The organism is Pseudohalocynthiibacter sp. F2068 (assembly GCF_023015645.1).
GTDB classification, from domain to species: Bacteria; Pseudomonadota; Alphaproteobacteria; order Rhodobacterales; family Rhodobacteraceae; genus Pseudohalocynthiibacter; species Pseudohalocynthiibacter aestuariivivens.
The window spans coordinates 342,180-356,237 of the sequence record NZ_JALKAK010000001.1; the positions used below are offsets into that span (position 1 = coordinate 342,180).

The window sequence follows — 14,058 nt, forward strand, 5'->3', positions numbered from 1 at the left end:
CTGACCACCTAGTGTAGTTTGAACTCTCCCACGACATTTTGCCATTCGCCTGATGCAATCAATTTGCGATGGGTAAACCTGACGGAGTGAAGTGGCCCTTCTATCTCATCCTGCCAGAATTCGATAAACTCAAACAGCTTTGGATGGTCTGGCGCAAGGTCATATTCCTGCCAGATATAGCTGTTCAAAACGTTCTGAAAGTCGGGCATTCGGTAGAATAATTCTGCCGTGGTCAACCCATAGCCCTTCAGCATTAATTCAGCTTCTGAATGTTCCATATTCTGCCTCTTACGTTTTTATTATTTTTATATTGGCACAGTTGAATTACTTTTCAATAAAAACAAGCTGTTAGCAGTCTTCCGCTAGTGCTGACAAATGCAACACGTATGGACCATTGCACACCATATCGACCCTCCTGTATAGTCGCTGCAACAAAATACAGAACACCCAGAAAAGAGCGGTTATCCACGTGAACGATACTCCGGAAACTCCTGAAAACGAAGAAGAAACTCCGACACCACGCGCTGTACATGACGGCCCTGTGATTTCGATCTCTGACGAGATGCGGAAATCATACCTCGACTATGCGATGAGTGTGATCGTTTCCCGCGCTATTCCTGACTTACGGGACGGTCTGAAACCGGTTCACCGGCGCATTCTTTATGCGATGTATGAAACGGGCAACACTCACGACAAGTCCTATCGCAAATCAGCCCGCCCCGTGGGTGATGTCATGGGTAAATACCACCCACATGGTGACTCTGCGATTTATGACGCGTTGGTCCGGATGGCGCAGGATTTTTCGATGTCGCTGCCGTTGCTTGACGGGCAAGGAAACTTTGGATCGATGGACGGCGATAACGCCGCCGCGATGCGGTACACCGAAGTTCGAATGGATAAACCCGCTGCCTTTGTTCTGGCGGATATCGATAAAGACACCGTCGATTTTCAGGACAACTACGATGGCAAAGACCGCGAACCTACAGTTCTGCCATCCCGCTTCCCGAACATGCTCGTCAACGGGGCTGGCGGGATTGCGGTTGGTATGGCCACCAACATCCCTCCGCATAATTTAGGCGAAGTCATTGATGCAACCCTGGCGTTGATCGAAGACCCCGATCTGACATCTGAGCAACTGATCAACTATGTTCCGGGGCCGGATTTTCCGACCGGCGGTATCATGCTCGGGCGGGCTGGCGCGCGCAAAGCCTATCTTGAAGGCCGCGGATCAGTGATTATCCGGGCGAAAACACGCTTCGAAGAGATCAGAAAAGATCGATACGCCATAATTCTGGACGAGATCCCCTATCAGGTAAACAAAGCTTCGATGATCGAAAAGATCGCCGAAATGGTGCGCGACAAAAAGATCGAAGGTGTCAGCCACGTTCAGGATGAATCGGACCGGAATGGTGTCAGGGTTGTTGTCGAACTAAAGCGTGATGCGACGGCTGAGGTTGTCTTGAATCAACTGTTCCGTTTTACGCCGATGCAAACCTATTTCGGCTGCAATATGCTTGCCCTTAACGGTGGTCGGCCCGAACAACTGACCCTACGGAAATTTCTTACATCTTTCATAGATTTCCGGGAAGAAGTTGTCGCACGCCGCACCGCATTTGAGCTGCGCAAAGCACGCGAACGCAGCCATGTTCTTTGTGGCCTTGCAGTTGCCGTTACCAATGTTGATGAGATTGTCGCGGCCATCAGGACATCTGCTGATCCGGCGGAGGCGCGGCTAAAGTTGATGACACGTCGCTGGCCTGCGAAAGACATTCTGGAATACATCGCCCTCATTGATGACCCGACCCATACTGCGAATGATGACGGCACTTACAACCTGAGCGAAATTCAGGCACGCGCCATTCTTGAACTACGTCTGCAAAGGCTGACCGCTCTGGGTGTCAAGGAAGTAACCGGCGAACTTCAGACACTTGCAGCTAACATCAGGGAATATCTTGATATTCTGCGGTCTCGCGAACGCATCATGGCAATCATCAGTGATGAATTGCAAGAAGTGCGCGATCAATTTGCCGTGCCCCGCAGGACACAAATTGTCGACTGGTCCGGCGATATGGAAGACGAAGACCTGATCGAAAAGGAAGACATGGTCGTCACCATTACTTCGGGCGGATATATCAAGCGTACACCTTTGGTCGATTTCCGCGCGCAGCGTCGTGGTGGCAAGGGGCTTGCCGGGATGGCCACCAAGCAGGACGACGTTGTTACAAACCTCTTTGTCGCCAATACCCATACGCAACTGCTGTTCTTCACCACAGACGGTATGGTCTACAAGCTCAAGACCTGGCGCCTGCCCCAAGGTGGGCGGAACACCAAAGGCAAGGCGATTGTGAACATCCTGCCAATTCCTCCTAAGGTATCGATCGCAGCAATCATGCCCGTCGACGTGCCAGAGGACGATTGGGAAAACCTGCAGGTTGTATTCGCGACCACTGCAGGAAACGTTCGTCGCAACGCACTCAGCGATTTCACCAATGTTCGCTCGAACGGCAAAATCGCGATGGATTTACCTGAAGGCGTTGAAATGGTAAATGCCCGGATCTGTAGCGAAGATGACGATGTTATGCTGATGACAAGTTCTGGCAGGGCGATCCGGTTCAGCACAACGGCGGTACGTGTGTTCAAAGGCCGTAAATCGACAGGGGTTCGTGGTGTTAGGCTGACGGGCACGGACAAGGTCGTGTCTATGTCTGTCGTTCGTCATTTCGAAGCAACTTCTGAAGAACGTGTTGCTTACCTTAAAAAGCGCCGTGCTGCGGCAGGTGTAACCGAGGAAATGGAAGCTGACGACGAAGAAACCGTTGAAAATGCTGCAATTACCCAGGAACGCTATGAGGAAATGGCAGCCGCTGAAGACCTGATTTTGACGATAACCGCAAAAGGCGCTGGCAAGATTTCGTCGTCCCATGATTACCCCGTGCGTGGCCGTGGCGGCATGGGTGTAGCGGCGATGGACAAAGCAATGCGCGGCGGCGCACTGGTTGCTTCCTTCCCTGTTGATATGGAAGACCAGATCATGCTCGCCACCTCCACCGGCCAGTCAATTCGCTGCCCGGTTGATGGAATTTCTTTCCGTTCACGCAGTGCTGGTGGCGTCAAGGTGTTTGATACGGCAAAGGGCGAACACGTGGTGTCGGTCGCTTGGATTGCCGAGCAGAACGCAGATGAATCTGATGACGATGACGCAGAAATTGAAGACGCAGAAATCGTCGAAGAAAGCTAAAGGAAAAGGGGAGTTCTGCTCCCCTTGCCGCCTCAACTTACTTCAGGTTTTTGATATCAGCTTTATCTTGCAGGCCTTCAGGGCTTTTCCTTTTACTCAATCGTGGCTACATCCCATTTCATGACAGAGACACTCCATATTGTTGGCGGCGGCATGGCCGGTTCCGAAGCTGCCTGGCAGGCCGCAAACGCGGGCATTCAGGTTGTGATTCACGAGATGAGGCCAAAGGTGAAAACCTTTGCGCATCAGACCGGTAATCTCGCGGAGATGGTGTGTAGCAATTCCTTCCGTTCTGATGATGACGAAGCAAATGCTGTTGGGCTTTTGCATTGGGAAATGCGCGCAGCCAACGGATTGATCATCAACACTGCCGACAAACACGCCCTGCCGGCTGGCAGCGCGCTTGCCGTGGACCGCGACCCGTTCGCTGAAACGGTAACCGCGACGCTGCTCGCTCATCCAAACATCAGTGTTAACTATGAAGAGATAACCGAATTGCCGGACGACGGGCACTGGATCATCGCGACAGGCCCGCTTACCTCTTCGGCCCTCGGAGAAGCGATAGCAATGGAAACAGGCGCGGATGCGCTCGCGTTTTTTGATGCAATTGCACCAATCGTTTATGCCGACTCGATTAACACAGACATCACGTGGCTCCAGTCCCGTTATGACAAGGGTGACACAGAGGAAAATCGCAAAGCCTACCTCAACTGTCCTATGACTAAAGACCAGTACGAGGCATTCATAGACGCGCTGCTTGACGCAGAGAAAACAGAATTCCACGAGGGTGAAACCGCAGGCTATTTCGATGGTTGCCTACCGATAGAGGTTATGGCTGAACGTGGCCGTGAAACACTTCGGTTTGGCCCGATGAAACCCGTCGGTCTGACCAATGCACATAAACCGGATGATAAACCCTATGCGGTTGTCCAGCTCCGCCGCGATAATGTGCTTGGAACATTGCTGAACATCGTGGGGTTTCAGACAAAAATGAAATATGGCGCACAGACAAAGGTGTTCAAAATGATCCCCGGTCTGGAAGACGCCAATTTTGCGCGTCTTGGTGGTATCCATCGCAACACATTCTTGAACTCACCAACGTTGCTTGACGGTCAGATGCGTTTGAAATCACGTCCAAACATCAGGTTTTCTGGCCAGATCACTGGCGTCGAGGGGTATGTCGAAAGTGCCGCGATGGGCCTTTTGGCTGGTCGCTATGCTGCAGCCGAAATCTCTGGAACAGCTTTGAACGTTCCACCACCGGAAACTGCTGTAGGGTCTCTGGTCCATCACATAACCGGCGGGGCCGAAGCAAAGACGTTTCAACCGATGAACGTAAATTTTGGACTTTTTCCACCTGCTGACGCCAAGGCAGGACGGAAAAACCGGAAAACACGCTACAAGGCCTACACCGACCGCGCAAAGGTTGCATGGCAGGCCTGGCTGGACGGAGAGTGATTTTTCGGCTTATGCTTAGGCTATGGGTGAAAAATTCTTAAACAAAGCTTATGAGCTTCAGTCCGTCGAAGAGACACGCGCGCTCTATGACAATTGGTCTGACAGTTATGATTCCGAACTTCTGGAAAACGGATACGCAACACCCAGGCGTGTTGCTGAAGCGCTTGCAAAATACGCTGACAAAAACAAACCTGTACTGGATTACGGCTGTGGTACGGGTCTCTGTGGCTTGACTTTAAAGGAAGCAGGTTTCGAGACCTTGGACGGGGCGGACCTGTCACAAGAGATGCTCGAAATTGCAAAAAAAAAGAATGTCTACCGGAAGCTGACGCATATCGATCCTAACATTCCCCTTGCGATCTCTCCGGGTGATTACAGTGCCATCACTGCCTGTGGCGTGATCGGCATTGGTGGGGCCCCGCTCAGCGTGTTCGATACAATTGTCAGTTTTCTGGATAAAAAGGGCCTGTTCGCATTTTCTTTCAACGACACGTCGCTTTCTGATCCGTGTTATGAGGCAAAAGTGATGGAGTACACCGACTGTGGGTTCGCAAGGCTTCTGTTTCGGGAACATGGTGAACACCTTCCAGGTATTAACTTGAAATCCATGGTTTATGTGATTCAGAAAAATTGACTTTCAGAACGCGCTTCGCGCCGTCACCAACAGGCCCACTTCACCTTGGACACGCCTATTCCGCGATGCTTGCCTATGACATTGCAATGGCCGCCGGTGGAGAGTTCCTGCTGCGCATCGAAGATATTGATCAGACTCGCGCTCGCGCACATTGGTGCGAACGGATTTTTGATGACCTTCGCTGGCTTGGGCTTAAGTGGCCAGAACCTGTCATGCTTCAGTCTGAACGCATCGGTCACTATCAAAGGGCCCTGCAAAACCTCTGGAACAAGGGGCTGCTCTATGTTTGCACCTGCGATCGCCGGGACATCGAAACCGCACTATCGGCTCCGCAAGAGGGTGTGCGAACCTATGGGCCCGACGGTTTGATCTATCCCGGGACCTGCTCCGGGAACACCGGTGATCCTATCGGCTGCGCGATGCCAGAAGAGTCCGTGTTGCGCTTATCTATGGAAAAGGCCTTCGTTGCGGTTTCTGAAAGTTCGGAACCATGCAACAATTTTACATTTGTCGAAATCGGTTCTGGCCCAATTGGCGAAACTGGTGAAATCAGCTTTAGCCGACAAGACGTTCTTCAAAACATAGGCGATATTGTTCTGTCTCGTAAAAATATGGGGACATCTTACCACCTGTCCGTTGTCCTCGATGATGCAGCGCAAGGTATTACCCATGTGGTGCGCGGGCAGGATCTTTTCGCGGCAACAAAAATTCATGTCGTCCTGCAAAAACTAATGGGTCTGCCGACACCCCACTATCATCACCATCGCCTGATCCGTGATGAAAAGCATAAACGACTCGCCAAGCGTGATGACGCACGTGCGATCTCTAAATACAGACAAGACGGTGCAACCCCGCAAGATATTCGTGAAATGGTTGGGCTTTAACCTTTCCCACCTTTTTCCGAAAATATCCCCGCCGGAGGCAAAAAAGTTAATTCTTCGTCACCAATGGCGACAGAATCTCGACTTCTTCACCCCGTTTCAACGCAGTGTAGAAACAGCTCTTCCGGTTCGTGTGACACGCTGGCCCCGCCTGTTGAACAACAACCAGCAGACAATCCCGGTCACAATCTATGCGAAGCTCGACCAGATTTTGTACATGTCCGGACGTTTCGCCTTTCACCCAAAATTGCTTCCGTGAACGCGACCAATAGGTAACGCGCCCGGTCTCGATCGTGCGTTGAACTGCCTCGGCATTCATCCAGGCCATCATAAGCACGTCACCCGTGCTTTCTTCCTGTGCAATTGCAGGGATCAACCCTTTTTCATTGTATTTCAGTGTCAAAGGATCGAAAGACATGCCAAAAACCTTTTGCATCGACGCGTTGCAATACTATTTATGTGAGAGCAGACAAAAGGGAAAGCCATGACGGCCGACAATGACCTGATCAACCTCTATTCGACACGCATTCTAGCGCTGGCGTCGGATATCCCGCATACAGAACGGCTCGCTACGCCTGACGCAACAGTGAAACGCCGCGCTCCACTTTGCGGATCGACCGTAACGGTCGACTTATGCGTAAACGACGGCGAAATTACCGATTACGGGCAAGACGTCAAAGCCTGCGCGCTTGGACAAGCAGCCGCATCTGTTGTTGGTGCAAACATCATTGGCCGCAACCGGCAGGAAATTGAACGCGCACGTGATCAGTTGCGAGATATGCTTAAAAATGATGGCCCGACTCCATCTGCGCCCTTTGAAGGGTTGGAAGTATTGCGCCCCGCTCAGAGTTTCAGAAACAGGCACGCCTCTATCCTCTTGGCAATAGAAGCATCACTCGAAGCTATGACACAGGCTGAAAACGCCAGTTGCGCTTAAGTATTCCATAAGACATCGACGCTACTCCTGATTAATAGGGACAGGAGCGCGCATGAATCCAATCATTGATCTTAGCAAAACCAAGCCGGAAAATGTCCGATTGAAGTCGCTTGCAAAAGTCGCGTCCGGACTTGGCTTCGAACTCGTAGATCTTGCTGCTGTGCTCGATAAAATCGATGATCAGGCAAAGACCCAGTTACGTTCCTTTGCCGGGTTGCACGAACAAGTCGAGCATATGGCAAATTCCAATGCGGACGTTCGACAAGCCGTCAGCACGGTTGCGCAAACCACCCAGAAAACATTTGACGTTATCGACACATCGGTAAATGACCTGCGGCGTGCGAGTGATCGGGCAAAACAGGTGGCAAAATGGGTCCAGTCTGTTGACCGGCAAATGCGGGAACTTTCAGGAACACTTAAGGCCGTCCAGTCCAAAAACAATGAAATCACAGCAATTGCGCGGCAAGTGAACATTCTGGCAATTAATGCAAAAATCGAAGCTGTCCGCGCAGGTGATGCCGGACGGGGGTTTGCTGTTGTCGCAGAAGCGATCAACGAACTGTCTCAGGAAACAGCTTCTGCCGCTGATAAAATTACACAAAATATTAACGGTCTGTCCAAGCTCGTTACGCAAATCGGAGAGGAATCGTCCAATGCCTCATCGGATGCAAATTCTGTTCTTAAAGACGCAGAGGGAACAGACAAAGCTCTGATTTCTATTAGTGCTGGCGTCAAGTCGGTGCAGGAAGATTCGAAATTGATTTCCACCGGCGCGAACAGAGTGTATCGCGCAATTCATTCTTTTGAGCCTGAATTCACGACCGTCGCGACTGCAATTAAACTTAATGCAACCAACATAAATCTGGCACGAAATCGCGCAAATGCGCTGATCGATCAATCGGAAATGATTTTACAGAAAAGCGTTTCTTTAGGTGGTGCAACAGATGACACGCATTTCATTGAATTTGTGAAAAAAATGTCGCGTCGCGTCAGTACCGTTTTCGAAGAGGCGATCAAACACCGCCAATTAATCGAGAGTGATTTGTTCTCCAATTCCTATGAGCCGATACTTGGAACTGATCCTGTGCAATACAAAACTCTTTTTACACAGTTTTGCGACTTGGCATTATACGACCTCTTTGAAAACGCTCTTAGTTATAGTCCGAAAATCATATACTGCACTGCAATTGATCGGAACGGATATACGCCGACACACAACAAGAAGTTTTCGCAGCCGCAAGGAAATGACCCGGTCTGGAACATGGCAAACAGCCGAAACCGACAGATTCTCAATGATCGGGCAGGTCTGAAAGCCGGGAACAATCGTGAAGATTTTCTTCTTCAGGTTTATCGGCGTGACATGGGTGGCGGCGTCTTCAAACTGATGAAGGATCTATCCGCACCCATATCAGTAAATGGTAAACACTGGGGCGGGGTTCGCATGGCGTATACCGCATAAAAAAACCGCCGCGCTTCTTTATGAAGGCGGCGGCAGTCGGCGTATCTGAAAGGTCGGCCTCTCGTGGAGAGATGAGGTTTCTCCGGTGTGGAACAGGCAATGTCCATAGTAACGCATCGGATTTGGGGACAGGATGCGCGAGAAGCCGACAGCAGAACGCAGGCAGAAACTTAAATAAACCCAGGCAGGTAAAGCCCGACAAAAAGCATGACAACTAACGAAGCGGCCCCTGCTGCATCTTGCAGCAGTGTTGCAGAAGACCGATCAATCACCGTTTTTATGTCGTCTAACATGATTTACTCCTGCAATATTGATATGTGTTGCCACTTTGTTCTCAAATTTTAACCTGTTTGTAAAGAACTTTTAAAGAACATTTGTGAACAACGTGGCATTGAACAGGCTAACCAACTGAAATTAAACGAATTGATTTATCTTGTTCCATCAACCACAAAAGCACCCTTGCAGCCGTACCTCTTTCACTGTTCAGCGCAGGGTCGTCATTAAGCAGTTTTCGTGCGTCGGATTGCGCAAGCACCATTAGCCCGGTTTGTCGCTCAAGATCTGCAATCCGAAACTTCGGCAGACCTGACTGAGCAGTCCCGATGACATCTCCGGCACCGCGAATTGCAAGGTCTTCTTCAGCAATTTTGAACCCATCCTCCGTGTCGCGAAGGGTGGTCAAACGTCGCTCTGCCCCTTCTGACAGCGGCGCGTGATACATCAGTAGGCAGGTTGATTCAGCCGCCCCCCGGCCTACACGCCCACGCAACTGGTGCAATTGTGCGAGGCCGAAAATTTCTGCGCGCTCAATGACCATGATAGATGCGTTGGGAACATCGACTCCCACCTCGATCACAGTTGTCGCAACAAGAACCTGCGTTTGTCCGGCTGCAAACCGTGCCATCGCTTCATCTTTTTCAGCCGGCGGCATTTGCCCATGCACCAACCCGACTTTTCCTTCACCAAGTTGCGTGCGAAGCCTTTCAAACCGATCAGTGGCCGCCGTAAGATCAACAACCTCGCTCTCGGCGACCAAAGGACAAACCCAATAGGCCTGGCGTCCCGCCTCAATTGCGCCTCTCAGATGTTCCACGACCTCATCCAGGCGTGATGTGGAGACCATCGCGGTTTTGACCGGCGTTCGCCCCGGGGGTTTTTCGTCGAGAACCGAAACATCCATATCGCCGTATTGTGCCAACGCCAGGCTGCGCGGAATTGGCGTTGCCGTCATAACCAGAACATCAACGGCCTTGCCTTTTCCGCCCAACTCATAGCGCTGCCGTACGCCAAACCGGTGTTGCTCATCAATAACCGCAAGGCGAAGATCCTTAAATTCCACATCTTTCTGAAACACTGCGTGGGTTCCGACAAGAATATGTATCGCGCCCTTCGCCAAGGCTTCGAGTTTGGCGCGTCGTTCAGCCCCTTTGTCCCGACCGGTTAGAATTTCCAGCACGACACCAGCGTTTTCAGCCAAAGGCTGCAGCCCTTGCAGATGCTGGCGTGCAAGAATTTCTGTCGGGGCCATTAAAACGCCCTGCCCGCCCGCTTCAACCGCAACCAGCAACGCCATAAAAGCGACCAGCGTTTTGCCAGACCCAACATCACCCTGAAGAAGGCGATTCATTCGAAAGGGTGACGCCATGTTTTCCGAAATTTCCCGGATCGAACGGTCCTGTGCGTCCGTGGGTCTGTAAGGCAAAACGTTCAGCACCTTCGATTGCAGCGCCCCTGTCGCAACAGAGCATTTGCCTTTTAATTTCCGGGTCGCCGCGCGCGCCAAAGCAAGCGTAAGCTGATGCGCAAACAGCTCGTCATACGCCAACCTTTGGCGCGCTGGCGATTCAGAGGACAATTCTGCGGTAGATCGTGGATTATGTGCGGCATGGATTGCGCCGCCCCAATCCGGCCAGCCCTCGCGTGATTTCAACGCAGGATCGACCCACTCAGCAAGCACGGGCACCCGCTCCAAAGCAGACGCAACCGCCTTAAATATCAATTTTTGACTGATACCAGCAGTAAGCGGATAAACCGGTTCAAACTCAGGGATTTCATCAGCGTCGTTCAGGGGTAAAACGTGATCCGGGTGTACCATCTGCGCGATCGAGTCAAAAAGTTCTAACTTGCCTGAAACCAAACGGCGCTGGCCTGTTGGCAATAGCTTTTGCAAATAATTTTCATGTGCATGGAAAAAAACCAATTGGAATGAGGCTTCCTCATCTTCAACGGTGATGCGATAGGGCCGGCCCTTGGACGAAGGCGGGTGGTGCAACCCGACCTCGACTTCAACAGTGACCACTGAAGGCGTGACTGCGCCGCGAATGGTTGCGCGCCTTCGTCTGTCAACAACGCTGTAAGGCAATGTCAGCAAAAGATCGCGGGGCTTTTCTATGTCCATCTGTTCAAAGTGAGCGGCGGTTTTAGGGCCAACGCCAGCCAGGGTTTCAAGCCCTGCAAACAGCGGGAAAAGTATTTCAGGCCGGCCCCTCATGAGATCGTGATCAGCGCGAGCCAGGCATCTTCATCAATTGTCTCCACACCAAGGTCCGCAGCTTTTTTTGCCTTTGATCCAGCACCGGGGCCCGCAATGACAAGGTCTGTCTTGGCCGAAACAGAACCGGAAACCTTTGCGCCGAGCATTTCAGCGCGGGCCTTTGCCTCGGCACGTGACATTTTTTCAAGAGTTCCGGTAAAAACAACGGTTTTACCAGCAACCGGACTGTCAGATGCTTCCCTCGCAACGACATCTTCGACCTCAAGTTCTGCCACCAGACGGTCAATCGATGCGCGTTCCGCATCCTGTTGCAGGGTCGTAGTTAATGAGGTCGCAAGAACAGCGCCAACACCGTCAATTGCAATAAGGTCATCCCAGATCGCCCCATCCCCGATCTGTGCCTGCGAAAGTGTGGTGATGAAATTCACCCAACTGGTATAGTGATTTGCCAAAAGCTTTGACACCTGCTCACCCACGTGGCGAATACCTAGCGCAAAGATCAGGCGGTTCAAAGATATTTTACGCTTTTCATCAATCGCATCAAACAGCTTTAAGGCAGATTTTTGGCCCCACCCCTCGCGATTTTTCAGTTGCTGCAATCCTGAACTGAACCGCTCTTCCAACTTAAAGATGTCAGCGGGTTCTTTGATCCATCCGTCAGCGTAAAATTGTTCCACCTGCTTCGCACCAAGCCCTTCGATGTCAAATGCGGCCCGGCTGACAAAATGCTTTAGTTTCTCAACTGCCTGTGCGGGACAAATCACACCACCCGTGCAACGGCTGACAGCATCACCTTCTTCACGAATAGCGTCTGAGCCGCACTCTGGGCACACCTTTGGAAAGGCGAAAGGAACCGCACCTTTGGGCCGCTTGTTCAAATCCACGTCTGCCAGTTTGGGAATAACGTCGCCAGCCCTGTAGACCTGCACCCAATCTCCAATCCGGAAATCCCGACCTTCGCGAATTGGGTTTCCCTTGGCGTCGCGGCCTGCAATGTAGTCTTCGTTGTGAAGGGTCGCGTTCGAGACGACAACGCCGCCGACTGTCACAGGTTGTAACCGGGCTACCGGCGACAAGGCACCGGTTCTGCCGACCTGAATGTCAATTGCCTCGAGCCGCGTCCAGGCCAGTTCTGCAGGAAATTTATGCGCAATTGCCCACCGGGGTGTGGTAGAGCGAAAACCAAGACGCCCCTGCAGTGCAAGATCATTCACTTTGTAAACGACCCCGTCGATATCATACCCAAGCGTGGCGCGCTGTTCTTCGATCACGCGATACTGCGCGATTAACGCATCAGGGCTATCGCAAACGGTGGTGAGCGGGTTTGTTGACAACCCAAAATCGTTCAACTGCTGAACGGCCCCGATTTGCGTATCGGAAAGAGGGGCGGAAATTTCACCCCAGGCGTAAGCAAAAAACCGGAGCGGGCGTGACTTTGTGATCGATGCATCAAGCTGGCGCAAAGAGCCTGCCGCAGCGTTGCGCGGATTTGCAAAGGTTTTACCCCCGGCAGCAAGTTGACGTTGGTTCAGGTCCGCAAAGTCGTTGTGCGACATGTAAACTTCACCCCGAACTTCCAAAATATCCGGCGCATCGGCAATCTTTTGCGGGATATCCGCTATTGTTCGGGCATTCGCCGTGACGTTTTCGCCCGTTGTGCCATCACCCCGGGTCGCTGCCTGAACAAGTGCACCATTTTCATAGCGCAGCGATAGCGAAAGACCATCAATTTTCGGCTCTGCGGTGTAGGAAAGTGTATCGCTCTTGCTTAGGCCTAGATACTTTCTGACACGTTCATCAAATTGAAAAATATCGTTTTCATCAAAGGCATTGCCCAGAGAAAGCATAGCAACCGCATGCTCAACCTTGGCAAACCCATCTGCAACTTCAGCACCAATTTGTACGCTCGGACTGTCGGCGCGTTTCAGATGCGGGAACCTGGCTTCGATTTTTGCATTTCGAAGCTTTAACGCGTCATACTCCGCATCACTGATGCGCGGCGCATCCTTGGTGTGATAGTCCGTGTTTGCCTGAGCAAGAAGATCGGCCAGATGAGCGAGTTCTGTTTTAGCCTCAGCTTCGCTCAAATTTTCTACGGCTGTGTTTGCCATCTGCCCCTCTCTGCGATGTCTCCTTGCTTTGATAGGAGTGCGTTTAAGAGAGGTCCAGAGGGAGGTGGCGATTAGGTGATCTTTTTCGGCCTACCCAAATCCAGTGTCGCTAAAAATTAAGCGCTTAGCGCGACAGGCGTTTCAAGCTCAGCCGGATCCGGATCACGCAAAACATATCCCCTGCCCCAGACCGTTTGAATGTGGTTGTAGCCGCCTGTTGCTTCATTTAACTTTTTGCGAAGTTTACAGATGAATACATCAATGATCTTGAGTTCAGGCTCGTCCATGCCACCATAAAGATGATTGAGGAACATTTCTTTCGTGAGCGTCGTTCCCTTACGCAAAGACAGCAGTTCCAGCATCTGATATTCCTTGCCCGTCAGATGTACGGTTTTACCATCAACATCCACCATTTTCTCATCAAGGTTTACCGAAAAATACCCTGTTTTTATGATGGATTGTGAATGACCTTTTGACCGCCTGATGATCGCGTGAATCCGCGCGACGAGTTCTTCACGATGGAATGGTTTGGTCAGATAGTCATCAGCACCAAAGCCAAACCCTTTGATTTTGCTTTCTGTGTCGTCCGTTCCGGACAAAATGAGAATGGGTGTTTCAACCCGCGCCAAACGCATCTGGCGCAAGACTTCGTGCCCGTTCATGTCTGGTAGGTTTAGATCAAGCAAAATAAGATCGTAGTCATAGAGCTTTGCCAGATCGATCCCTTCTTCGCCCAAATCGGTGCAATAGACATTCAGATTGGCGTGCGTCAGCATCAGTTCAATGCTTTTTGACGTTGTTGGATCATCTTCTACGAGTAAAACGCGCATTTATTCTCTCCGCTAC

Annotated in this window: 12 protein-coding genes; 6 read left to right on the forward strand and 6 right to left on the reverse strand. The window is 51.3% G+C overall.

The features are described 5' to 3' along the window. Window positions 1-8: 8 nt before the first annotated feature. Window positions 9-278, reverse strand: coding sequence for an usg protein (locus tag MWU63_RS01705; RefSeq protein ID WP_213887889.1), 270 nt, complete (start codon window positions 276-278; stop codon window positions 9-11). A 191-nt stretch (window positions 279-469) separates the two neighbouring features. Here MWU63_RS01705 and gyrA point away from each other — a divergent pair, with 191 nt between their 5' ends. The 4 genes from gyrA (at window position 470) to gluQRS (ending at window position 6,214) form a co-directional block, all read left to right on the forward strand. After that, on the forward strand, window positions 470-3,238 hold the full coding sequence (gene gyrA, locus MWU63_RS01710) for a DNA gyrase subunit A (RefSeq protein ID WP_247076774.1): 2,769 nt from the start codon (window positions 470-472) through the stop codon (window positions 3,236-3,238). Between the two features lie 120 nt (window positions 3,239-3,358). Continuing rightward, on the forward strand, window positions 3,359-4,696 hold the full coding sequence (trmFO, locus tag MWU63_RS01715; protein ID WP_247076775.1) for a methylenetetrahydrofolate--tRNA-(uracil(54)-C(5))-methyltransferase (FADH(2)-oxidizing) TrmFO: 1,338 nt from the start codon (window positions 3,359-3,361) through the stop codon (window positions 4,694-4,696). Window positions 4,697-4,718: 22 nt separating this feature from the next. Then, on the forward strand, window positions 4,719-5,330 hold the full coding sequence (locus MWU63_RS01720) for a methyltransferase domain-containing protein (protein ID WP_247076777.1): 612 nt from the start codon (window positions 4,719-4,721) through the stop codon (window positions 5,328-5,330). Beyond that, window positions 5,327-6,214, forward strand: a complete 888-nt coding sequence (gluQRS, locus tag MWU63_RS01725) for a tRNA glutamyl-Q(34) synthetase GluQRS (protein ID WP_213887885.1) — start codon at window positions 5,327-5,329, stop codon at window positions 6,212-6,214. The genes MWU63_RS01720 and gluQRS overlap by 4 nt, the downstream gene beginning before the upstream one ends. 46 nt (window positions 6,215-6,260) lie before the next feature. Here gluQRS and hisI read toward each other — a convergent pair whose 3' ends face one another. Continuing rightward, a complete protein-coding gene (hisI, locus tag MWU63_RS01730) occupies window positions 6,261-6,647 on the reverse strand; it encodes a phosphoribosyl-AMP cyclohydrolase (protein WP_213887884.1) in 387 nt (128 codons plus the stop codon). A 48-nt stretch (window positions 6,648-6,695) separates the two neighbouring features. Between hisI and MWU63_RS01735 the strand changes: the two genes are divergently transcribed. Next, window positions 6,696-7,148: an iron-sulfur cluster assembly scaffold protein gene (locus MWU63_RS01735; RefSeq protein ID WP_213887883.1), complete on the forward strand. Its 453-nt coding sequence runs from the start codon at window positions 6,696-6,698 to the stop codon at window positions 7,146-7,148. A gap of 52 nt (window positions 7,149-7,200) precedes the next feature. Continuing rightward, window positions 7,201-8,607, forward strand: coding sequence for a methyl-accepting chemotaxis protein (locus MWU63_RS01740; RefSeq protein ID WP_247076779.1), 1,407 nt, complete (start codon window positions 7,201-7,203; stop codon window positions 8,605-8,607). Between the two features lie 170 nt (window positions 8,608-8,777). Here MWU63_RS01740 and MWU63_RS20350 read toward each other — a convergent pair whose 3' ends face one another. From MWU63_RS20350 to MWU63_RS01755, 4 genes are all read right to left on the reverse strand, one after another. Next, the gene (locus MWU63_RS20350) at window positions 8,778-8,900 is read right to left on the reverse strand and encodes a hypothetical protein (protein ID WP_281414279.1); all 123 of its coding nucleotides are present in this window, start codon (window positions 8,898-8,900) and stop codon (window positions 8,778-8,780) included. Between the two features lie 107 nt (window positions 8,901-9,007). Beyond that, entirely contained in the window at window positions 9,008-11,098 is a 2,091-nt protein-coding gene (gene recG, locus MWU63_RS01745) for an ATP-dependent DNA helicase RecG (protein ID WP_247076781.1), read from the reverse strand. Continuing rightward, a complete protein-coding gene (gene ligA / locus MWU63_RS01750; protein ID WP_213887880.1) occupies window positions 11,095-13,212 on the reverse strand; it encodes an NAD-dependent DNA ligase LigA in 2,118 nt (705 codons plus the stop codon). The genes recG and ligA overlap by 4 nt, the downstream gene beginning before the upstream one ends. 116 nt (window positions 13,213-13,328) lie before the next feature. Beyond that, the gene (locus MWU63_RS01755; RefSeq protein WP_213887879.1) at window positions 13,329-14,042 is read right to left on the reverse strand and encodes a response regulator transcription factor CtrA; all 714 of its coding nucleotides are present in this window, start codon (window positions 14,040-14,042) and stop codon (window positions 13,329-13,331) included. Window positions 14,043-14,058: the final 16 nt, after the last annotated feature.